At 44.1% G+C, this 23,578-nt stretch carries 17 protein-coding genes; 11 read left to right on the top strand and 6 right to left on the bottom strand.

Features of this window, described 5'->3' with window-relative positions; genetic code table 11:
• Nucleotides 1-4: 4 nt before the first annotated feature.
• Nucleotides 5-1,147, bottom strand: a complete 1,143-nt coding sequence (locus tag Q4549_RS14905) for a hypothetical protein (RefSeq protein ID WP_303552927.1) — start codon at nt 1,145-1,147, stop codon at nt 5-7.
• A gap of 107 nt (nt 1,148-1,254) precedes the next feature.
• Between Q4549_RS14905 and Q4549_RS14900 the strand changes: the two genes are divergently transcribed.
• Nucleotides 1,255-1,656, top strand: a complete 402-nt coding sequence (locus tag Q4549_RS14900; protein ID WP_303552928.1) for an XRE family transcriptional regulator — start codon at nt 1,255-1,257, stop codon at nt 1,654-1,656.
• Nucleotides 1,657-1,738: 82 nt separating this feature from the next.
• Here the strand turns inward: Q4549_RS14900 and Q4549_RS14895 are convergent, their stop codons facing one another.
• The 4 genes from Q4549_RS14895 to Q4549_RS14880 all read right to left on the bottom strand — a co-directional run bounded on the left by Q4549_RS14895 (nt 1,739) and on the right by Q4549_RS14880 (nt 7,136).
• Complete coding sequence (locus Q4549_RS14895) at nt 1,739-2,455, bottom strand: flagellar brake protein (protein WP_303552929.1); 717 nt, start codon at nt 2,453-2,455, stop codon at nt 1,739-1,741.
• A gap of 420 nt (nt 2,456-2,875) precedes the next feature.
• Nucleotides 2,876-4,804: a bifunctional UDP-sugar hydrolase/5'-nucleotidase gene (locus Q4549_RS14890; protein WP_303552930.1), complete on the bottom strand. Its 1,929-nt coding sequence runs from the start codon at nt 4,802-4,804 to the stop codon at nt 2,876-2,878.
• A gap of 236 nt (nt 4,805-5,040) precedes the next feature.
• Entirely contained in the window at nt 5,041-6,252 is a 1,212-nt protein-coding gene (locus tag Q4549_RS14885; protein ID WP_137671461.1) for a glycosyl transferase, read from the bottom strand.
• Between the two features lie 2 nt (nt 6,253-6,254).
• Nucleotides 6,255-7,136 carry a mannosyl-3-phosphoglycerate phosphatase gene (locus Q4549_RS14880; RefSeq protein ID WP_137671460.1) on the bottom strand — a complete coding sequence of 294 codons (882 nt, stop codon included), beginning with the start codon at nt 7,134-7,136 and terminating at the stop codon, nt 6,255-6,257.
• A gap of 319 nt (nt 7,137-7,455) precedes the next feature.
• On the opposite strand from Q4549_RS14880, the gene phoB reads away from it, so the two are divergent.
• The 7 genes from phoB to Q4549_RS14845 all read left to right on the top strand — a co-directional run bounded on the left by phoB (nt 7,456) and on the right by Q4549_RS14845 (nt 16,336).
• Nucleotides 7,456-8,148: a phosphate regulon transcriptional regulator PhoB gene (gene phoB, locus Q4549_RS14875; RefSeq protein ID WP_137671459.1), complete on the top strand. Its 693-nt coding sequence runs from the start codon at nt 7,456-7,458 to the stop codon at nt 8,146-8,148.
• Nucleotides 8,149-8,154: 6 nt separating this feature from the next.
• Nucleotides 8,155-9,456: a phosphate regulon sensor histidine kinase PhoR gene (gene phoR / locus Q4549_RS14870; RefSeq protein ID WP_303552931.1), complete on the top strand. Its 1,302-nt coding sequence runs from the start codon at nt 8,155-8,157 to the stop codon at nt 9,454-9,456.
• Nucleotides 9,457-9,635: 179 nt separating this feature from the next.
• Nucleotides 9,636-11,039, top strand: a complete 1,404-nt coding sequence (locus Q4549_RS14865) for a transporter substrate-binding domain-containing protein (RefSeq protein ID WP_303514173.1) — start codon at nt 9,636-9,638, stop codon at nt 11,037-11,039.
• A 201-nt stretch (nt 11,040-11,240) separates the two neighbouring features.
• Nucleotides 11,241-12,695 carry a polysaccharide lyase family 7 protein gene (locus Q4549_RS14860; protein WP_303552932.1) on the top strand — a complete coding sequence of 485 codons (1,455 nt, stop codon included), beginning with the start codon at nt 11,241-11,243 and terminating at the stop codon, nt 12,693-12,695.
• 243 nt (nt 12,696-12,938) lie between these two features.
• Nucleotides 12,939-13,913, top strand: coding sequence for a PstS family phosphate ABC transporter substrate-binding protein (locus Q4549_RS14855; protein WP_137671455.1), 975 nt, complete (start codon nt 12,939-12,941; stop codon nt 13,911-13,913).
• Nucleotides 13,914-14,036: 123 nt separating this feature from the next.
• Nucleotides 14,037-14,486, top strand: coding sequence for a tetratricopeptide repeat protein (locus Q4549_RS14850; RefSeq protein ID WP_303552933.1), 450 nt, complete (start codon nt 14,037-14,039; stop codon nt 14,484-14,486).
• A gap of 974 nt (nt 14,487-15,460) precedes the next feature.
• Entirely contained in the window at nt 15,461-16,336 is an 876-nt protein-coding gene (locus Q4549_RS14845) for a Dyp-type peroxidase (protein WP_303514178.1), read from the top strand.
• On the opposite strand, the gene Q4549_RS14840 is transcribed toward Q4549_RS14845, so the two are convergent.
• On the bottom strand, nt 16,333-16,821 hold the full coding sequence (locus tag Q4549_RS14840) for a GNAT family N-acetyltransferase (protein WP_303552934.1): 489 nt from the start codon (nt 16,819-16,821) through the stop codon (nt 16,333-16,335). The two genes, Q4549_RS14845 and Q4549_RS14840, sit on opposite strands and share 4 nt — an antisense overlap.
• Nucleotides 16,822-17,115: 294 nt before the next feature.
• Here Q4549_RS14840 and Q4549_RS14835 point away from each other — a divergent pair, with 294 nt between their 5' ends.
• The 3 genes from Q4549_RS14835 (at nt 17,116) to Q4549_RS14825 (ending at nt 23,576) form a co-directional block, all read left to right on the top strand.
• Complete coding sequence (locus Q4549_RS14835; protein ID WP_303557205.1) at nt 17,116-18,042, top strand: hypothetical protein; 927 nt, start codon at nt 17,116-17,118, stop codon at nt 18,040-18,042.
• Nucleotides 18,043-18,333: 291 nt separating this feature from the next.
• Nucleotides 18,334-21,462 carry a beta-galactosidase gene (locus Q4549_RS14830; RefSeq protein ID WP_303552936.1) on the top strand — a complete coding sequence of 1,043 codons (3,129 nt, stop codon included), beginning with the start codon at nt 18,334-18,336 and terminating at the stop codon, nt 21,460-21,462.
• A complete protein-coding gene (locus Q4549_RS14825) occupies nt 21,459-23,576 on the top strand; it encodes an alpha-galactosidase (RefSeq protein WP_303552937.1) in 2,118 nt (705 codons plus the stop codon). The genes Q4549_RS14830 and Q4549_RS14825 overlap by 4 nt, the downstream gene beginning before the upstream one ends.
• Nucleotides 23,577-23,578 lie beyond the last annotated feature (2 nt).

Here is a 23,578-nt window from a genome sequence, read left to right as displayed (position 1 = left end):
GCGATTAAAAACAGGTTTTACTGTAAGAGGTGAAGCGAGGGTTATCACCGCTTACATAAGCGCAGCCATTTTTAACATCGAATACCATCGCCTCTACAGTAACAAAGTCTTTACCCTGATATTTAGAGAGGTTAATCGGCTTTTTGTTAAACAACCACTGCATAGATTCAACACTGAGCTCAGGCGAGTAATCTAAGAAAGAGAAGACGGCTTGCTCACGAGCGAAAGTATTGAAGAAGGCTTGATTCGCTTGAAAGCTACCCATGTTGTCTAGCATGGTTTGTTTAAACTGCTCGGTATGATTAGCATGGCCGATACCGCGTTCATTACCGCTAAGCAGTTCCATACCGTCGGCATGGATACGAATAGCGGCATGGTTACCTTGGTCATCTGCTAGAGTGAAATTAAGCGGCGTAATGCTAGTGTACCCTTCAATGGTTGTAATAAAATCTTGAATAGATTTAGCGCCAGTAGCTGCGGCAAATATGGCATCGGTAGAGACTAAGTTACTGCGACCTAAACCATCTTCGCCAGCGGTTACTCCTAAGAAATTAATCACAATGCCAACATGTTTGCCCATGCCCTGAAAGTGAGCGCCGTCGGTAGGTAAAAACATCACGTCATCCGTTTTTACTATGGTGGTATTCGCGCTTAACGCCGCTATAGCTAAATCGTTAGTTTGGCCAACGATACCATTGTTAAACGCTACTGTGGTGCAGCCACTCATGTCTTTGACTGGTTGCTGTTGTTGCATCGATTTAATGATTTTTTGGTTCACCGCCCAATCGGTCATGCTGGCTTCAGCAAATAGTTGTTCTACTGGTACACCTCGGATAACGGCTTGTTGCTCCATCATTGCCGTGTACTCAGGGGCTATTTTTCGGTTGTTTTCTACCGCAACTTTAAAGCTATTTACGATATGTTGAGGCGCTTGCTCTCGCGGTTGTGTCGCTAAGTAAACCGCCAGTTGTTGGTGCGATTTCCCGGTGAAGTCTGCCACCTCAACAGTAGGCTGGGCCGTTGTTCGCTGAGCATTAAAGTAAGGTAAATCGTCGCCCGGTTTGTTAGCTGCTAAAGCAAGGTTAGCAGCCGACATGAGCAATATTGCTGCGCTTGCTTTTAGTGTATATGAAGGTAGATTTTTCATTGTATTTGCCTCGGTTAGTTCGGTCTGATTTGTTAACTTAGGCTTAGCTTAACAAAGCGTTTTTCTATATATTGGAAGAGTGATAAGGCAATATTACGGATTATGGAATGCCAAATTTAGACAGTGAAGGCTACGAGTTTTTTGGTTTAAAAGATGCCGAAATAAGAGGTATGTTGATTGAGCGAATAGAGTTTTTAATGGCCAATTTGTCATGGTCGAAAAAAACCTTGGCCGATAAGACCGGTTTACCCACTAGCTCTGTATATACCAAGCTAGACAGAGAAAGCACCGGCCAGCTAACGTTATTAGATATGTGTGCAATAGCAAAGGCGATGGATATCAGTGTGATACAGCTTTTACCCCTAACTGCCGCCGAGCGCGTGGCGGGGGGCAAACCGCCAGCAAAAGCCTCTATGTTGAAAATGTGGGATGTACTGCTTTCGCGCAGCGCCGAAGAACTGGAAGTGATTTATCAAATAGACAAGTTGTTACATGCTAAAAAAAGCTGAGGTTCAGCAGCTGTTTGTATTTGGTGGATACAAATGACTCCCCAGTAAAACAGCATGCGGCGCTGTTCTGCGCAGCAAAAGGCTAGGCAGCAAAGCCAGGGTGAGTAAATAGATTTAGTTTGTTGAACATTGCGGTTAAATGTTTATTTGTTTCAAACTGAATACCGACACGTAAGGTATTGGAAGCGCTATGTTGTTGGCTCTTGATTTGACCATTTAACACAATCGGTTTTTCTGGGGTTAGTGGAAAGCGCAAAATGAGTTGCACAAATACCATACTTAAGCGATGTTGGTTTGCAGGTGCGGCCACTTCAATTCTGCAGCCCCCTTCAGATAAATCTAACACTACGCCTTCAAGCTGCTGTGTAATATTTTCGGGCAAGGTATTGGTGTCTTGTTGCTCGCTCACAAGTACCGGTAGGTGAGTGCTAATGCGGCTATTGCTGCGCAAGCTAAAAAACTCGATTTGCTGTGGATATTGAACAAACAGCAAAATCTGTGGCTTTTTATTTAGAGTAATTACCTGGGTTTTGAACGCTACACATACTCCTACGTCACCTTCAGCCATCATTCTTACCACACAGCTTTTACCTTCAAAAACACGCTGCATGTTTTCTGCATACACTTGCTGGGGGATAGAAAAGGCAAAATAGCCACCCTCTTGGTAACCCACCAGTTTAGCTTTTATTCGCTGACTGTCGCCTGCAGATAGCTGTATGTCTACCATGGTACCCGGACGAAATTTAGTCAGAGTATTTACAATGGTCGCCCTGTCATTGGTGGTTTGTCGTTTACTCAAGGTGTGTTCCCCTCAAATGTAAGTGATGTGTGTTGCTTTGAGTTGGCTCCGCCTCTTTATAGAGTATTTCTTCAGCCTTAAGCTCAACATCTAAGGCGAGCACACAGGCAAAAAAAGTAATGGTAAGCGCAATGCGTTTACGGTTCATGCGAGCAACAGGTGATTAAGATAGGCGATGATTTTACAAGGCTTTCAAATAAAAATTGATTTTTTGCGAATGGTGGTGAGTGAAATTAAGTACAGAGCTTGAAACAGGCATGTTCTACCTAATTACTTGAATTAGTGGCGCTGGCGTTTTGCGTTAGAGATAATTCTTACTGACAAAAGTGCTTTGTTAACAGATAAGGCCTAATAAATCGGTTACTGGATAGGGCATAAAATAGGCGAAGAATATTCGCCTATTTGTGTACTTTGTTGGGATTAAAGGTTTAGGTTGTCTTGAGTCTTTAGCAGAGGATCATCGATCGAGTCACCTGCCACTGGAATATAAGTTAATCCGGTAGCAAGCTCCACTAAGGCTTTGCCTTCTGTGGTGAGGTGTTGGATGTATTCAATCATTACTTCATTGTCTACAAATCCACTGTTTACCATAGCACTTTGTGCGCGTTCGGAGAATATGCTGTAACCGTCGCGGCCTGCCGCAATATAAGCATTGGTGGCAATGCGATATACGGTTTCATCTTCTATGTTGGCGCAGTTGCCTGCCTCAACACCGTCGGGACACACTTGTAATGATTCCAAGCGCTTGCCTTCAGCAGCGGTACCGTTATACGTAAACTGCAGATTGGCGAAGGTAGGAAAGGCTCCCGATGAGGTGGTTCTGGCGTAATCAATAGCCGTTTCGAGTAAATCTTTTACATCAAGGCCTTTAAGTTCAACCACCGCAAGTTGGTTGCTAAAATACAGTAAGCTACCCATTATGTATCCTGCAGTAACGCCGCTGTTGCCTTGTTCCACAATGATATGATCACGTACTCCACCGGTATTGGTAATTGCCATATCTACTTTATAACCCGCGTTATTAAGTTTCCAAACCATTGATGTAGCAACGTGAACGCCTGCTTCGGAGCCGGTTCCAGCCAAAGAGGCTCCGCCACGGTTTTTACCCGGTATACGTACGTGGTCGAGTTGCTGAGTATCTACGGGGTCGTTAGCATCGTTAATTGTGCCAATTACTTGTCCTTGGAAGGCAGCAACTTGGGGCAAATAATCAGTATCGATGATGGTTCGCATTGTTAAATCTTCAGTTGTTACCGCAATGTTTTTTTGTTTGCTCACGAAGTTTTCGGTTGCGATTTGGTCGTCACTGCTTAAAGCAATTCGACCGGCGTCTTCAACATATTCATGTAAGAAATCACTGCCAATAAGCAGAGTATTGCGGCCTTCACAGTTTATCACTTCGCCATTGGCGCTAAACGATACTGTGACTTGTCCAACGGCTTGAGCATATTCACCAGCTTGAACCACACAGGTTTTGCTTTGTCCGTCAGGATTGGTGATGAGCTCGGCGTAATCAGTATTGGCATCACCATTACCTAAACCAAGGTTAGAAAAATCGCCCAGTAAAGTATGAGAGTGGCCGCCAACGATGAGATCTACGCCATTAACGTTATTGGCCACACGCAAGTCGCGGTCTAAGCCGATGTGACTGACCATTATAATGTTATTAACTCCGTCTGCGTGCAGGGCGTCAACGGTGGCTTGAGCAGAGCTTACTTCAGACTCAAATGTAAGGAGCTCTCCCGGCGAAGATATGGTGGGCATGTCTTCTAATACTAAGCCAAATATGCCTACTCGTACGCCGTTAAATTCTTTAACTACATAAGGTTGCAGATTAGTTTGGTTGGCCAAGATTGGGTCGGCACTAACATCCATGTTGGCAGCAAGCACTGGAAAATTAACATCCTCTAAAAATGCGATTAAGGCATCGTTTCCTAAGTCAAACTCATGGTTACCCACCGCCATTGCATCAAGCCCCATTTGACTCAACAAGCGGGCATTGCCTTCGCCTTTTAACAGGTTGAAATACAAAGAACCTTGAAAAGCATCGCCGCCATGCAGAGCCAAGAACGGCATCCCCGATTCAGCGGCAGCTGCTCGTGCTGCTTTTAACTGAGTGGCTAAACGTGGGTAACCCCCAACGCTGGTTCTAACATCAAAATTGCTACTCTCAGTCGATAAGTCTGCATTTACAAAATCGAGGGAACGGGGATCAAAATTAGAGTGGGTATCGTTGATATGAGCAATGGTGAGTTGAAATGGCTCAGCCTGGATATTGTTGTCATTATCACATGCACTAAGTGCCAAAATAGCCGCAGCGGCTAAAGACAGTTTGGTTTTAATCAGCATAAAATTCCTTTTAGATTTCCGTCGAAATGTTAATAAACGTTTATTGGGAAACCTATTTAGGCTGGTATGACCTTAGGATAGTGTGAGCAGCATCATGCCAAGTAAACTCTATGTAATAAAAATGTCACATACTTACCAAGATTGTTGTTTTCTAAATTGAGCGAAGGAAATGACAAGCGAAGATAAAGGGTGAGTAAAGCAGCTCGGTAGTGACCTACCGAGCGCATCAGGGGGAGTTAGCAGTTATCTGCCTCTACTGCTTCGTATAAACGTTCTAAAAAGTCTGGTGCGGCGCTTTGTACACGGTTCCAGCTTGGAATAAACGGTGTCGCCGACGGGTTCTCCAAGAAGGTTTCACCGGCTACAGTAATGGCTTTGGCAAACAGTTCAACTGCGTCTTCTTCGGCGTGGCGGTCTAAGGTTAAGCCGTTAATTAAGGCGTCGCTGTGGTAGTTATCGATAAAGTCCAAGGCCATTCTATAGTAGGTGGCTTTTAGTGAACGCAATTTACCGGGGCTAAAAGTATGGCCCTGGGTGGCCAGTTTACGAATGACAGCTTTACTGATATCGGTGGCCATTTTGGCCAAACCAGCATCGAGGTTATCTAAACTTAAGTCTTGATGTTTATGGTCGTAAACATCGGCAATATCTACCTGACAAATACGGTTAGTAGAATGGTTGCGGTAAATCTCTGATAACACGCCAATTTCTAAGCCCCAATCTGACGGGATCCGCAAGTCATTAAGTACGTCTGACTGCATCGAAAATTCGCCTGCTAAGGAGTAACGGAAGCTATCTAAATACTCTAGGTAATCGTCGTAGCCTTCTATTTTCTTCAAGGCTTTAAGCAATGGCGTCACTAACAGGCGAGCTACTCGGCCGTTTAACTTGCCATCGGCATGGCGGGCATAAAAGCCTTTACAGAATTCGTAGTTAAACAAGGGGTTAGCAACGGGGTACATTAAGCGCGCTAGCATGCTGCGGTCGTAGGTTGTAATGTCGCAATCATGTAGGCCAATGGCTTTACTTTTGCCTGAGGCAAGCGCATACCCAAAACAGTACCACACGTTGCGGCCTTTGCCGGCTTCTTTGGGGGCAAGGTTGTGCTCAGCCAATTGGGCGTCTAGGGCGCGCAAGCGTGGGCCGTCATTCCATAAAATACGAACATGTTGTGGCAGCCCTGAGAAGTACTCTTTGGCGTAGGCAAATTGTTCTTCGGTGGCGCAATCTAAACCAATGATGATTTCATTGAGATAAGGCACTTTAGCCAACTCTTCCACAATAGTGGCTAGCGCTGGGCGCTCCAACTCTGAGAATAAGGAGGGAAGTACCAAACTCATCGGTCTAACTTTTGAGAACGCTATAAGCTCCTGCTCTAACTCTTCGAGTGGGCGATCAGTTAAGTTATGTAAGGTTGTCACAATACCGTTTTGATAGAAATCAGCCATGGTTATGCTCCGTTTATCATGGAATGTAAAATCTGTTGCATCGATTGATGCCAGCCATAAGGGCCCGGGTAGGGCGCTAGGCTTGAATTTGGGTGATTGATCATTAACGCAGATGAGTGCTTTTTAGGGATAACCACCGGCACGTCGGCTTGCTCTAACATGCTGCGGTCGTTGTCACTGTCGCCAAGCGCAATGCTGGTAAATTTGCGTTGATAATGTTGCTGGTAGGTGCTGGTTAGCCATAACATGGCGTCGGCTTTATCAAACTTGGCTTTTACGTGGTAAAAGCGGCCACCTTTAATCACCGCTAAGTTGTGGGCTTCGAGCTTTTTAATAAATAAGTCGAGTTGTTCGTCGCTGTCGTTCCATAACAAAGGCTCAGAGGCCATCCTTTGTTTGGCTAATTGTGCATCATACTTAGGTAGGCCAGTGTTAAGTTGCACTTCTGCAACATTCATATCGTTAAAACCTTGAAAACGAAAATGGTACTTTTGGCGCAATACACTCAAGTACTGGCAAATGTCAGGGTAGCTCGGGCCAAAGGTTTTTATTTTCCAGTGTTGCTTACCTACATTGAGTGGGCTTAGCTCATCATGATGGATTGGACTATCTGCTGGAATGCAAACCGCTGAGCCATTCTCAATGGCAAATGGCTGCTGTAAGGACATTTTCTTTTGCAGTTCCAATACTTCCATAAAGGTTTTACTGGTATTGAAAATGACGGGTACTTTAAGCAGTTTTAATTGGTTTAAGCTAGGCAGGGCGGCCTCATAGCTATAACTATCATGATCTAACAAGGTGCCGTCTAAATCGGTAAATACCAAAATGCTGCTGGCGTTAGTGTATAGCTCTGTTGACGATAGTTGCTTAGCGAAATACTGCATGCTGCCCCTAAATGTTAGCCTAATTGCGTTTGTAGTTAACAAAGCACGAGCAATGCCATAACCGTAATTTATTTTCACTAACCTGTATAAAAAACCTTATTATTCATATTGTTAACTATTGATTTAAGCTATGCTGTCGAACCAGTGATAAGACTTGCGTTGAACTTGATTGGTGCAGCGCTAACATTTAATAGTTTCCTTGCACCAAATTGGGTCTGGCTGTATTTACTTAAGTCTTTGATTTACACTTATTGCTGTCATAAATCTGTCATTAATACGTCGCATAATTGCCACAGTTTCTTAGATTGAGATGAATGTGATGCCCAGGAAGATACTTGTTGTAGAAGATGAAGCGCCAATCCGTGAAATGCTGTGTTTTGTATTAGAGCAGCATGGATACGAGCCGATTGAAGCTGCTGACTATGATCAAGCCATAGCAAAACTTACAGAACCCTACCCAGAATTGGCATTGTTAGATTGGATGTTGCCAGGTGGCAGTGGTATTTCAATTATTAAGCACATGCGTCGCCACGACCTAACGCGTCAAATCCCGGTGATTATGCTTACCGCTAAAGGTGAAGAAGAAGACAAAGTTCAAGGTCTTGAAGCGGGTGCAGACGACTACCTAACTAAACCATTTTCACCTAAAGAATTAATGGCGCGTGTAAAAGCGGTTATTCGCCGTATTTCGCCAACCTCTTTAGAAGAAACCATTGAAGTTCAGGGTTTGCGCCTTGATCCGGTATCGCACCGAGTGAGTGTTGAAAATGAACCCTTGGATATGGGGCCAACAGAGTTTAAGCTACTGCACTTCTTTATGACGCATCCTGAGCGTGTATATAGCCGTGAGCAACTGCTAAACAATGTTTGGGGTACTAACGTGTATGTAGAAGATCGGACAGTAGACGTACATATTCGCCGCTTGCGCAAAGCAATTGGCCTACAGGGATATGATCGTTTAATTCAAACTGTACGTGGTTCTGGTTACCGTTTTTCAACTAGGGTGAAGTAACGACGAATGTTTGTGCCTTTCTCATGGCAACGCGTAATATGGCGAGTAGCGTTAGTTTATTCGCCTTTATTCGTTTTAGGTATGTTTACCGGCTATACCTTAGAAATGTGTTTGTTGGCGGCGGTCATCCATATTGTTTGGATGTATAACCAACAACATAAGTTGCTAGATTGGCTATATAACCAGCGTAAGTTATCTCCACCTCATGGTTCTGGCAGTTGGGAACCAGTATTTCATGGCATATATAATATGCTTAAGCGCCGGCTTGGCCGAGAGCGTGAACTTGCCCAGTTAATGAAGTACTTCCGCTTAGGTGCCGAGGCCTTGCCCGATGCCATTGTGGTGATTAATCAAGACGGCGCAATTTTGTGGTGTAACCAATTAGCGCAAGGCATGTTGGGTCTAAAGTGGCCAGCCGATGCCGGACAACACTTAACCAACCTTGTTCGAACCCCTAGTTTTGTTAACTACTTACGAAAAGGTCGTTTCGACCAACCCTTAGAAATTATTAGCCCAGTACAAAGCAATGTTTGGTTAGAGTTTCGTGCCATGCCTTACAGCCAACAACAGCTGTTATTGGTCATTCGCGATGTTAGCCAGCTACGTAAACTAGAAAAAATGCGCAAACGTTTTGTATCTAACGTAAGCCACGAATTACGTACACCGCTCACGGTGATGCGCGGCTATTTGGAAATGCTAGATCAAGATGAAGTTGACCCAATGATTTGGGGCAAAGCGCGCAATACCATGCTTGATCAAAGTAGTCGCATGGAAAATCTGGTTAACCAATTACTTACCTTGGCTCGAATTGAATCCGCGTCGGTTGAAGACAATCAAGAGACTATCGATTTTTCAGCGATGGTTGGTAATCTCGAAGCCGAAGTGACAGGTCTTGCCAAAGACAAGCAGCATAGCTTTAGCTTTAATATTGATTCTGATATTCATATTAAAGGCGACCGCGAGCAGCTACGCAGTGCTTGTGGGAATTTGTTGGGGAATGCAATTAAGTACTGTGGTGAGCCTGGGAAGATTGAAGTTAGCCTTACGTTGATTCCACTTGGTGCTTTGTTTGCTGTAAAAGATTCAGGCCCCGGCATAGCCCCCAAACACCTGCAAAGATTAACCGAACGTTTCTATCGTGTAGATAAAGCGCGTTCGCGCGATACTGGCGGTGCAGGCTTGGGTTTATCGATTGTTAAACACGCGCTTCAGCATCACGACAGTGAACTAAAAATAAAAAGTAGTGTGACAAAAGGCAGCACGTTTAGCTTTATTATCCCGCGAAAATTGTTTATTTCAGAGGATTAAATACTCTTCTTTCTTGGACGCAATGCGTAGCTTCACAGCTTTAAGTGATGACCATTTTTTTTAGGCAATTGAGCTTATACTAAAATATAAGTTTGATTTTTATGGTTATTATCTTGACGTTATTCTCGCTTTTTCGACCTTACTTCATGTTGCTATTGAGCCTTTTCTGTCTTGGGTTGATGCCTTTTACCGCGAATGCCGCAGATGATGAGGTGGCGTTGACTGAAAGTAGTGACCTACTGCAATTTCCTTTCTATATCCAAGAGCCTTTTGTTGGCGACTTGCCCGAAATAAAAGAGCGCAAAATTGTTCGCGCGCTGGTGACCTATGGTAAATCTGATTTTCATTTAGCAAACGGCCGCCCCTTAGGCATACAAATCGAACTGCTTAATCTTTACGAGAAATTTCTAAATCAAGGCATTCGCCGAGACGTAAACAAAACCAAAGTTAAAATAGTGCCCGTTCACTTTGATCAGTTAATCCCTGCCTTGGAAGCTGGCCGTGGTGATATCGTGGCGGCATTTTTAACTGCAACGCCAGAGCGGAAAAAACAGTTGAGCTTTGCCTTGGGCAATGCAGATAACATTAGCGAAGTACTGGTCAGCCATAAAGACGCTCCCGAGGTAAACAGTTGGCAAGACTTATCTGGCAAGAAAATCTATGTAATGCATGGCAGTAGTTATGCCGAACACCTTGAAGCGCTTAATTTCACCTTGAAGCTGCGGGGTGTTAAACCGATTAAAGTGATTGAAGCTGATGGCAACCTGCTGTCTGAAGATGTGCTGGAAATGGTTAACGCAGGGGTTATGCGGTATACGGTAATTGATGATTACAAAGCACGTTTGTGGGAAAAAGTATTTAAAGATATCCGCATAGACAACCATTTAAAAACCAGTCAAGGGCAAAGCTTAGGTTGGGCGGTACGAAATTCTAACCCTAAGCTACAAGCAAACTTACAAGAGTTTGTGAATACTCAAGTGAAGCAGGGCAGTTTACTGGGAAATACTTTGCTTAATCGCTATTTTGACCACACCGCTTGGATTAGCCGGCTTGCCAATTCGGAAGACCGAAATCGCTTTAATCGTTATGTGCCTTTCTTTAAAAAATACGCTAATGAATACGAATTTGATTATTTGGCGGTGGTCGCACAGGGCTATCAAGAGTCGGGTTTAGATAATAGTAAGGTGAGCCACCGTGGCGCGCGCGGAATTATGCAGCTGCTACCGTCAACCGCTAAAGAAATGGGCTACAACGATTTAGCCGATCCAGAACAAAATATAGCCGCGGGTATTAAATACCTAGCCTGGCTTCGAGAGCACTATATTAATGAAGACGATATAGAAGAGAGTGAGCGAATGGCGCTGATCTGGGCTGCCTATAATGCCGGCCCAACCAAAATGAACCAAATGCGCCGCTTAGCTAAGGAAATGAATTTAGACCCCAATGCTTGGTTTGGAAATGTAGAAATTGCAGCTGGGCGTATTATTGGCAAGGAAACGGTGCGGTATGTCTCTAATGTATACAAATACTACATTGCGTATACCTTAGCCTTGGAGCTAGAGAACCAGCGCGAAGATGAGTAGAGAGAATTCTCCAATCTGCTTTACTAAATAACCCAATCCCACAAAAGGCCCAAAGATAGGGCGATAATAAACGAGCTTAAAGGCTCGTTTTTTTTGCTTAGCTCACAACATAGATAATTCAATAAGTGTGCTAATTGCTAAACTAAATATCTAAAGTTAGTATTGTAATACAATAGTAAGTTTTTAGGATAACCCTCAAGCATGAAGCTTTACGTAACCCCCTTAGCGATAGCCATCTGTTTACCTCTTGTCGGCTGTGGAGGCTCTTCAGAAGTGGGAGGAGGCAACACCACACCAAGTATCCCTGATGAACCGACTGTGCCAGAAGAGCCGGGCGAGCCGGTAGATCCTAGTTGCAGTGCGCCTAAAGATTTGATCTTTAAGCTTGCCAGTGACGATGGCGCCCATAAAGTGGGCTTTGGACCTGAGAATGCGATAGACGGCAGTATCGACAGTGACTCACGTTGGTCTTCAGAAGGTATCGGTAAACAGATTACTTTTAGCCTGAGCAGCCCTTCTATTCTTAATAGCCTGAGTCTTTATTGGCTAAACAATACGGAGCGTTCAACGTATTACGATGTGGCTATCTCAACCGACAATGTCACCTGGCAAGATGTGGTTACTGGTGGCAACTCTGACAACGCTACAGGCACTCCAGAGTTTATAGACACTAGTGATGTCTTGCATCAAGATATTCAATACTTGCGAGTTACTGGTAATGGAAACTCAGAAAGCAATTGGAACAGTTTGATTGAAATTACCGCTTTGGGCTGTAATGACGAAGAAGTGACAGAGCCAGTTGAAGACCTTAATCCTTCGTTGCCACCATCGGCTAACTTTGATCTCCAAGATTGGTACCTAAGTATTCCTACCGATACGGATAACTCGGGTACTGCTGATTCGATTAAAGAATCAGAACTCAACAACGGCTATGAAAACAACGAGTACTTTTATACTGGCGCAGATGGAGGCATGGTATTTAAAAGCCCGATTTACGGTTATAAAACCTCGGCCAATACTACCTATGTACGTACTGAATTGCGTGAAATGTTGCGACGTGGCAATACCAGCATTAAGACCCAAGGCGTAAATAAAAACAACTGGGTGTTTTCTAGCGCGCCGTCCAGTGCGCAAACTGCCGCGGGTGGGGTAAATGGTGAACTGTTTGCCACTTTGGCGGTGAACCACGTTACCACCACAGGTGATGCTTATCAGATCGGTCGAGTGATTATTGGACAGATCCACGCCAATGACGACGAACCCATTAGACTTTATTACCGAAAATTACCTAATAACCAAAATGGTGCGATTTACTTTGCACATGAATCACGTAATGCATCGAGTGACGATTGGGTAGAGATGATAGGAAGCCGCAGTGACAGTGCCAGTAACCCAGCAGACGGTATCGCACTAGATGAGAAGTTCAGTTACCGAATTAAAGTAGTTGCAAATATGCTTTATGTAACAATTTATCGAGAGGGCAAAGATCAAGTAACGGCGAGCTACAACATGAGTAGCAGCAGCTATGATGATGCCGACCAATACATGTACTTTAAAGCTGGTGTATATAATCAGAATAAATCGGGTGATGATGATGATTATGTTCAAGCTACATTTTACGTATTGAACAATAGTCACGACGGTTACAACCCTTAATAATTAAGCCCGGTAGCCTAACTACCGGGCTTGATTCGCTAAATACCAAAAAAGTGCCATTATTTTCTATTGAATAGTGATTATAAATCAACGGGTTAAATCAAAAGCTTTTAAAGAAAGACAGTTTTTTTACGAAAAAAAGAGGCTGACATATAACTGTCACACAGTAGAAATATAATTGTCATCGAATTCACCAATACTACATGACGAAAATAACTCAACGCGTCATTTATGGAGATAAAGATGACATTTAAAAAATTGCTTAGTGCAGTAGCTATTTCTGCTTCATTGGTAACAACTACCGTACTTGCAGCTGGCCTGGATGCCACTCTACCGGAATACAAAAAGACCACCGGTATTTCTGGTAACCTTTCTTCTGTAGGTTCTGATACTTTAGCTAACATGATGACTTTGTGGGCTGAAGAGTTCAAACGTGAATACCCTAACGTAAACGTTCAAATTCAAGCTGCTGGTTCTTCTACTGCTCCTCCAGCACTCACTGAAGGTACTTCTCAGTTCGGCCCAATGAGCCGTCAGATGAAGAGCAAAGAAGTTGAAGCCTTCGAAAAACGTTTTGGCTACAAGCCTACTCCAGTTCGCGTAGCAATTGACGCATTGGCAGTATTTGTACATAAAGATAACCCAATTGAAGGTTTAAACCTTGCTCAAGTTGATGCCATCTTCTCTTCTACACTTAAGTGTGGCGAGAATGGCGTTGCCGACCGCTGGGGTCAAATTGGCCTAGACGGTTCGTGGGCTGATAAAGACATTCAATTGTTCGGTCGTAACTCAGTATCTGGTACTTACGGTTACTTCAAGAAGAAAGCATTGTGTAAAGGTGACTTTAAAAACACTGTAAACGAGCAACCTGGTTCTGCTTCAGTGGTTCAATCAGTGTCTTCTTCGTTGAACGCAATCGGTTACTCAGGTATCGGTTACAAAACCTCAGGTGTTAAAGCCGTTGCTCTTGCTAAGAAAGGTAACGACTACATTGAAGCTAGCCTAGATAACGCTGCTACGGGTAAATACCCACTTTCTCGCTTCTTATACGTTTACGTTAACAAGCACCCTAACAAGCCTTTAGCACCGATGGACCGTGAGTTCCTAAAAATGATTCTGTCTAAAACAGGTCAAACTATTGTTGCTAAAGACGGCTACGTACCACTACCTTCAAAAGTGGTTATGGCTGACTTAGAAAAATTAGGCATCTCTCTATAATTTGAGACTCGCTTAATTTACAAACCCTCGCCTTGGCGGGGGTTTTTGCGTTTTAGGGAACAACAAACCAATCCATTTGCTAGTGCGTATCGTACTTAATCTTAATAACAGAGGGAGAGCGGTATGATTAGGCAATTAGTGTTCGTGAGTTTATTGGTCAGTACCCAGGTGCTAGCAGCGGGTAGTGGGCGCTATGAATCCAGCAGTGATAAATCACCGTTGGCAAAAGTAGAGAAGCTTGTTGCGCAGGAAGACTACAGTGCGGCAAGTACCTGGCTACAAAGTTATCTTCAAAGCTCTAAGGGCAGACGCTCAGCAGATGCCTGGAATTTACTGGGGTTTAGTCAGCGTAAGTTAGGCCAATATTCACAAGCCTTGTATGCCTATCAGCAGGCCTTGTCGATCAAACCTTCACATTTAGGGGCACTGGAATACTCGGGTGAACTGTATTTGAGTATGCAGCAGCCGCAGCGCGCTCAGCAAAATCTACAACGTTTAGAGCAATATTGCGGTGACTGTGAAGAAAAATTGCAGCTTACATCAGCAATAAATCGCTATATTGCTGAAAATTAAGGTTTTTGTCGTTAGCTTGAGACAGTTGATGAATAGTTATTTATATGGCTAGGTAAAGATAACTAGCAATAAATCGCTTACTGTTTGCCATGAAACTCTTTTCAACAGCAGATCTAAGTGAGTTTTGTATTTAACTAAATTGTCACTTGAAATGTGATTAATGTCACATTAAATTATAGGTGTGACTTGGTTCACACTTAGTTCAAGTCATTAACAATATTAAATACTTAGGAGAACGATTATGTTTGATTACTTTGGTGCACTTTACTCGTCGTATTATTTTACGAAAGCTGATGATTACAACTTTTATTGCGAAACTCGCAAAGATATTCACCGCTAAGCCACTAACTTATAGGTGAGTATATGGTTCTTCATCCGATCATTGGTTCAGCATTGTTAGCTTATGTTCGTTTTGGATGCTTAGAGCAAGGTAAACGACAACAGAGATAAATGTAATGAATCACGATAAACCCAGTGCCTGAATGAGTTCGCTCTTTCAGGCATTTTTTATGTGGGTTCCCAGCTCTCGCTGTTCTTCTCCTTTCTGTTAGGTATTTTAGTAAAAACTCTAAAATAAACTTGCAATGTGACGTGCGTCACATTATTATTCGTTTCGTGACTTGGTTCACACTTTTATTTTTATTGGGAGAAACACTATGTTTGATTACTTCGGTTCTTTATATACCACTTACTATTTTACTAAAGCTGCGGGTTACAACAAAGCTACTGATTCTAACAACCTACACCGTTAATCCTCACATTTGAACATGTGGGCTTAGCACTTAGCCTTTCGCTGTAGCGAAAGAGTGATAGTAACCTGAGCGAGAAACACTATGAGTCAAATGCATTAGAATGCCTGATAGCGAAAAGCATCAGGCATTTTTCATTTCATCGTTTTATTTACTTCTTATCAAATTACTTCGGCCAAAAATTACTTATACTGCTTAGCAATGAAAGCTAAATGAGAGTTATTTATGTCGTTGATCCAACCGCTTATTCTTAAGGCTGAACAAAGCCATGCAAGCTTCTTACGTTTCAGCTTAGTTGAGCAGCAATCTTTAGCTGCGTGCTTGGCATCTTTAGTTGATACTTATAATGCTGACGACAGTGTTATTGGTTTTGGCGCCCCTTTACTTGCTTTAAACAGCAGCAAAATCCCTGGTTTAAAAAGTGCGATTAGCATTGAAGGCGTAAAACGCACCAGCCCAGCCAATCAAGATGATTTATGGCTTAGGGTAAGTGGCAGTGATCCCGGTGAAGTGATGCTAAGAGTACAAGAGTGGCTAGCAGTGTTATGCCCGACATTTAGTGTGAACGAGCAAGTAGAGGGCTTTTGTCATCGTGGCGGTAAAGACTTAACCGGTTATGAAGATGGCACTGAAAATCCTGAAGATAATGCCGCAGCGGTTGTTGCGTTAACGGGTGAACCTGGTGTTGAGGGATCGTCGATGTTAGCGGTTCAAAAGTGGCAACATCAAATGAAACACTTCAATAGCCTACCGAGTAAGCAACAAGATGACTTAATAGGCCGTAGAAAAAGCGATAACGTAGAGTTTGCAGAGTCTCCGCCGTCTGCACATACTCGTCGTACCGCGCAAGAAAGCTTTAGCCCTGAGGCCTTTATGTTACGCCGAAGCTTGCCATGGGTTAAGCAGCAAGACTGCGGATTAAACTTTGTCTGTTTTGCTAACAGCTTTTACCCTTTTGAAGCGCAGTTAAAACGCATGTTAGGCTGCGAAGATGGCATTGAAGACGGCTTGTTTGAGTTTAGCCGCCCATTAAGCACTGCCTATTACTGGTGCCCACCAGTAGCCGGAGATAAACTCGATCTTAGTTACTTGCAGTTTTAGTCTTCCTGCTCTGTTTTATATAAGCTCATCCCTCGCGCTTTATAATTAGCCAGCGCGCTGGGGTGGTCTAAATCACAAGTATGTACCCACACTCTGTGGGTTGGCCATTGCCAGGCTGTTTCTATACAGCGGGTTAATAAGCCCCCGCCTAAGCCTTTGCCTAAAAATGCTTTACTTAAACCAAAGTAAGCAATTTCTATGCTGTTATCAGGGTGTTTTTCTAGTTCAAAGTATCCTACAAACTCAGATCCTAGATAGGCGGCATAGGTTTTTAGCTGCTCACCCGAAGTGTAATTTTGCCATTGTTGTTGGCTCCAACCCAGCTTATCTGTCCATTGCCAATGTTTACCTACTTCGGTGTAAAAGGCCAAGCTACTCTCAGCTTGATGCTTCGTCACTTCGCTCACAGTGATTTCTGAGGGAAGGGTCTTGCCCTTTATTTGCGTGGGCTCAGTTTGCTCTAAGTAATAAATGGTGGTGCTCATGGTTTACTCGTATTACGTATTTCCCTGAGTTTAACAACTTGAAAGCGTCTCCTCTAGATGATTGTTAGCCTTAATAAGCTATTGATTTGTAATTGCTTTTGTCAATGTAAAAAGATATGTACAAACGTCAGTATATTTTACAAGTTGTTAACTTTGACTTTTGAGCAATAAGTCAACTTGTTGATAAGGAATGTGAATAAATTTTTGGCGTGGTTTATGCGTTTAGTTTTTGTTGGATATTTCTCGGTTAGTGCAGTGCTATCACTAGAGCCAGTAAATACTAATGAGGGTTTTATGAGTAAACGATTATTGTCGATTTTGGGTTTTAGCTTGGCCGCATTATTTACCACCATCACTTGGGCGGTACCTGTTACATCTTTTGTCCCCGGAGGCGTGTGCGATCCATCTCGAGTAACCCTGACTTCCATTATGGAATCCGGTCAGGCGAATGAGCTGCTTGGTGGCGCAAATCCATCTTATTCAGCAGGTTCTTGTTTGGTGTTTGATGGCAACGATGATAATGCTGAGAATAAACCCAATGTGAATATTGGCCAAAAGAATGATGGACTGCTAAATACTACTTACGGGCCTGGTAACTCCTTATTTTTTATTGAGCCTGATGAGTTACAGAACCTCGATAACAATCCTGTCGATGTGGCTGATGATCCTGGTTGGATCCACTTAGCCAGTGTAAATGAAAACCTAGATGTTGATTACAACCAAGTTGGTCCGGTGGTTAATGGTGGGCTTTCCTTAGACATTGGTGCTTTGCTCAGTATGAGTTTTACTTGTGTGGAAGGGGTTACCGGTGAATGTAAATCGCTAACGTGGCAGATAGAGACAGATCCAAGCATTATTGACCAAGTCTCCCAGATTCTGGGAGGCGCTACCTTCGATCATTTAGCGTTCTCGGTAAAAGCCTCTAATGGCTTCATTCTGTACGATTTCGATTTTATCGATATCTTTGCCCAAGAGTTGAGTGATTTCCCTAATTCAACGCTTAATTTTACTACCCCTTACAAACTGTCTGGTACTCTAAACACAAATGATTTTCTTAACCCTCAAGGGAATAACGCTCAAGGCATTTCGCATTTGAACGTTTGGGCTCGAGATCCTTCAGACCCTGAACCACGTGTATTGGTAACAGAGCCGAGCACCTTTGGCATTATCATCTTAGCGATATTTGGTGTTGTTGTTACACAATACTCACGTAAGTATTAGTCGCTGCCTTTCCACTATAAACACCTCTCACTGGGGTGTTTTGTTATTTAAAGCCGCCAATTGTTGAGGTTAAAAGCGTAACTGTTGCATATTGATTATTCTCATGTAAACGTTTTCCTTCTTTCGTGATGGTCTTCGCATTATTGCCTCGTTAGGCCTACTAGAATCATCTGTAAATTAGGGATTGCTATTTTTATAAAGCGGCTAAGCTTCAGCTTGATACTGAAATCAAGCCAGCGCTTTTAAAATAGCATTGATTATTTGGCCCTCTGGCCTGAATTGGAGAATAGAATGACGCCTGTAAGCGCCAATTTGCTAGCCCAGCGAGACTGGGAAAACCCTGCAGTAACAGAGCGAAATCGCTTACTGTCTCACGTTCCCCTTCAGTCTTTTTCAAGCGTTCAAGATGCTTTGGCCAACACTTGCCCACAGCACAGCCTTAGCTTAAATGGTGAGTGGCGTTTTTGTTTGTTGGCACAGCCAGAGCAGCTTAGCGATGAGTTGTTATTGGGGAAGGCCGGGCAATGGCATTCAATAGATGTACCTAGCAACTGGCAATTAAAGGGCTTTGATAAGGCCATTTATACCAATGTCATTTATCCTTTTGCGGTAAACCCGCCGCAGGTACCCAGTGATAACCCAACCGGGGTTTATCGACGTACTTTTAGTTATCAAGATGAATGGCAACATCAGCAAGTACGTTTGCGCTTTGACGGAGTAAATTCGGCCTTTCATGTCTTAGTTAATGGCCAGTTAGTGGGGTATGGCCAAGATAGCCGTTTGGCCAGCGAGTTTGATATTAGCCACCACCTGCAGCAAGGAGACAATGAGCTGTGTGTGGTGGTTTACCGTTGGAGCGATGGTAGCTATTTAGAAGATCAAGATATGTGGTGGCTGAGCGGTATTTTCCGCGACGTAAGCATTTACGCCAAGCCTAGATTACATATCGCCGACTTTAGCATTAACACCGATTTAGATGCCTGTTACCGCGATGCTCAATTAACGCTAGAAATACACTTGGCGGGTGTTGGTTTAGCCGACTTGGAGAAGTGTTATGTCGAGCTACAGGTATTTGATGGCCAGAGTGCTTTATTCGATTCACCGATTAAAGCTGATACCCATAACAAGGCCATTGACGAAAAAGGCGGTTTTGCCGACCGCATTTTTATAGATCAAACAGTACATTCCCCCAAACTGTGGAGTGACGAGCAGCCACATTTGTATCAAGCGGTGATTAGCTTGTTTAACGCCAAAGGCGAATTGCTAGACGTTGAACAAAGTGCGCTAGGATTTCGTTGTATTGAAATATCTGATGGCTTGCTTAAACTCAATGGCAAAGCCCTGCTGATTCGCGGCGTTAATCGCCATGAGCATGACCCTGAGTTGGGGCATGTAATGACAGAGCAACGTATGTTGCAAGACATTAAGCTACTCAAGCAAAACAACTTTAATGCAGTGCGTACCGCGCATTACCCTAACCACCCTCGCTGGTACGAGTTATGTGATGAATACGGCCTATTGCTGGTGGATGAAAGCAACTTAGAAACCCACGGTATGTTTCCTATGTGTCGTTTGTCAGACGATCCAGAGTGGATGCATGCATATATGCAGCGAGTAACACGCATGGTTGCTCGAGATAAAAATCATCCTTCAATTATTATTTGGTCTCTCGGTAATGAGTCGGGTTACGGCAGCAATCACGACGCAATGTATGGCTGGTTAAAACACGCGGATGCAAGTCGACCTATTCAATATGAAGGAGGCGGGGCAGATACTCCAGCTACCGATATTCTTTGCCCAATGTATGCGCGAGTTGATTGGGATACCGGTGGGGAGGGCATTCCTAAGCGCGCTATTACTGCGCATATTGGCGACCCTAACGAGCGGCGGCCACTAATCCTTTGTGAATATGCCCATGCCATGGGGAATAGCTTAGGCAGTATCGATGAGTATTGGCGAGCCTTTCGTTTACACCCTCGTTTACAAGGCGGCTTTATTTGGGATTGGGTTGATCAAGGAATAACAAAGTATACAGATGCTGGCGAAGCATACTGGGCTTACGGCGGGGATTTTGGAGACAAACCCAACGACCGACAGTTTTGCATTAATGGATTAATTTTCCCCGATAGAACGGTGCACCCAAGTTTGGCTGAAATTAAGTATTTGCAGCAGTATTGGCAAATCCATGCGGAAGACTTAGATGGCGGAGCCTTTCGGATAACCAACGAGTACTTGTTTAGCGATAGCCAAAATGTTTCTTTAGTTTGGCGCATAGAGCAGCAAGGCGAGCTGTTTGACCAAGGCACCCTAGAAATTGATGTAGCGGCAGGAGAAACCCAGCTCTTTCATCTTCCAGCTAAGGCAATCAGTGCGCTGGCTAAACAGCGCCACGGAGAGTTCTGGCTGACGATAGAAGTAAGTCTAAGCAGCAAAACACCATGGGCAAACGCAGGGCATGTAATGGCTCAGCAACAATTTAAACTGCCAGTTGGGGGGTTATTGGCTAAACCTGTCTTAAGTAAAGCAGCGGTGACGTGCCAGCAAAAAGACCGCCTAATTAGCTTTGTTAGCTCGGAGCAAACAGTGGTTTTTGATTGTGTTTCTGCACAGTGGGTGTCGTGGGTTAAACGCGGCAAAGAGCTGTTTACCGCTCCTTTAGCTAATAACTTCTATCGTGCCCCTTTAGACAACGACATTGGTGTTAGTGAAGCTAGTCAAATGGACCCTCATTCTTGGATAGCGCGTTGGCAAAATGCAGGTCTGAATCATTTAGAGCGTGCAGTTAGTAAGTTTGAGTTCTCACAGTTAAGTAATGGTTGTTGGCAACTTGAGTGCGATAGCGATTTTAGCTTTGAGAATCGTTTGGCTTTTTCTGTGGAACAACGCTTTTTGATTAGCGCTGATAAAGTGGAGTTGAGTACTGCGGTAGATGCAGCGCCTTATCTCCCTCCTTTACCGCGTGTGGGCTTGGAGCTGAGCTTAGACAAACAGTTTAGCCAAGTAAGTTGGTTTGGTTTAGGCCCACATGAGAACTACCGTGATCGTTTGGCCAGCGCGATAGTGAGCCGTTACCAATCGAGCATTGACGACTTACATACGCCGTATATTTTCCCTAGCGAAAATGGCGGGCGCGGCGCGATTCGCCAGCTAGAAATTGAACGTGATGATGGTTTGGCGCTAGCGATTAACTGCCAACCACATTTGCAGTTTGCGGCTAGGCGTTACAGCCAGCAGCAGCTTAGCCAGGCGACTCATAACTACCAGCTAACAGATAGTGGAACGGTGTTTGTGCAACTCGATATTGCCCATCAAGGCGTAGGGGGAGACGATTCTTGGAGCCCGTCTGTGCACCCTAAGCATCAAGTTAGCGATAGCCATTATCGCTATCAAATAGAGTTTTCGCTGCAAGGATTAAAATGATGAATATTTATCATTTGTACGGTCAAACTAGCAGTGTGTTGTTAAAAGAAACTGATTCTTTGCCAGAAATCGTTTATTGGGGGCGTAAGTTAAGTTTGCCTATAGATAGCAACTTACTTGGCGCAATATCAAGACCTTTAGGTGAAGCCAGTTTAGATGAGGATGTAGCACTTACTGTATGCCCAGAAGCGAGTGACGGGTGGTTCTCTAGCCCTGGTTTAGAAGGCAACAGGGCTGGCAAAGACTGGTGTCCTCGTTTTAGCGCTAAGTGTGTGTTGTCGGGACATTCTTCGTTATTGATAACTGCGCAAGATAAACAGGCTCAGCTGGCCTTGGAAATTACGCTGCACTTAGATGAGAGTAGCGATGTACTCAGGATGCAATCAAGCGTGACAAATTTAGGTGAGCTTGATTACAGCCTGCAACGCTTAGCCTTAACCTTGCCGCTAACGGCGCAAAGTAATGAGTTGTTGTCTTTACACGGGCGTTGGACTAAAGAGTTTCAGCAGCATCGCCAGCCGCTAGAGCGCGGCATTATTGCACAAGAGAATCGTCGTGGCCGTACGTCACATCAGTATTTCCCTGGTGCGGTGATTGGCGAGAAAGGCTTTAACCAGCAGCAAGGCGAAGTGTACGGATTTCATTTAGCTTGGAGCGGTAACCACAAGATTCAAAGTGGGGTTAAAACCGATGGTCGGCGCTGGCTGCAAGCAGAAGAACTGCTGCTAAGTGGTGAAATATCGCTAGCTAAAGGACAGCGTTATCAAACGCCCAGTTTGTATGCGTGTTATTCGGCCAATGGCCTTAATCAAATGAGTGCTAATTTTCACAAGTTTGTGCGTACGCATATCTTACGCTTCCCACAAGCCGATAAACCGCGCCCGGTGCACCTTAATACTTGGGAGGGGATTTATTTTGACCACGATCCAAGCTACATCAAAAAGATGGCCAGCCTAGCCGCCGATATCGGCGTAGAACGCTTTATTATTGACGATGGCTGGTTTCCGGGGCGAGACCACGATAAAGCTGGCTTAGGCGATTGGTACTTAGATACTCAAAAATACCCCAATGGCCTAGAAGAAGTCATCGATCATGTTCAGCAACTGGGTATGGAGTTCGGATTATGGTTTGAGCCAGAAATGGTCAACCCAGACTCTGCCTTGTATCGCAATCATCCTGAATGGGTATTGGGCCAAACGGGTTACGAGCAAAAAACCGGGCGCTACCAATACGTATTAGATTTACAGAATACCGAGGTATTCGACTACTTGCTGGAGCGACTCGATAGCTTACTTAGCCAATATGCTATTTCATACATCAAATGGGACATGAACCGAGAACTGGTGCAGCCTAGCCATTTAGGAGAAGCAGCAGTACACCGCCAAACTAAGGCTTTTTATGCCTTGGTGGATGAGTTAGCTAAACGCCATCCTCAGTTAGAAATTGAAAGCTGTTCTTCGGGAGGAGGGCGCATAGATTATGAAGTGCTTAAACGCAGTCACCGTTTTTGGTTATCGGACAGTAACGATGCTTTAGAGCGACAGATTATGCAGCCGGCGATGTTGTACTTTTTCCCTCCTGAAGTAATGGGTTCCCATATTGGTCCAGCGCATAGCCATACTACATACCGACAGCACAGCATTGGTTTTAGAGGATTGACTGCGCTAGTTGGCCACATGGGAGTGGAGCTTGACCCTGTAGCTGTAGATGCTGAGCAACGTCAGCAGTTCGCTCACTATATCGCTTTACATAAGTCGCTACGGCCTTTGTTACACAGGGGAACTTTTTTACAGCTGGCTGCAAGCGATAGCTCTTGGCAAGCCTATGGGGTGCAAGATCAGCAGCAAGGAGAGGGCGTTTATTGGGTTGTGCAACTCACTATGCCGGATTACACCTTGCCGGGAGCGTTGAGGTTTACTGGGTTGGATCCGCAAGCGATGTATTCACTTGAGGTTCTAGATAAACCTGATTTTAAACACATTATGAAACAGTTTCCCACTTGGATGGAGAGCAACGCCGCTTACCGTGGCGATACCTTGATGAAGCTAGGCATTCAACTGCCGATTATGGATCCTGAAAGCGCCATGCTGCTTAAACTCAGCCAGCAAGCTTGAGT

The sequence above is a fragment of the Agarivorans sp. 2_MG-2023 genome, assembly GCF_030548085.1.
Lineage (GTDB): Bacteria > Pseudomonadota > Gammaproteobacteria > Enterobacterales > Celerinatantimonadaceae > Agarivorans.
This window is presented reverse-complemented; position numbering and strand designations above follow the sequence as displayed.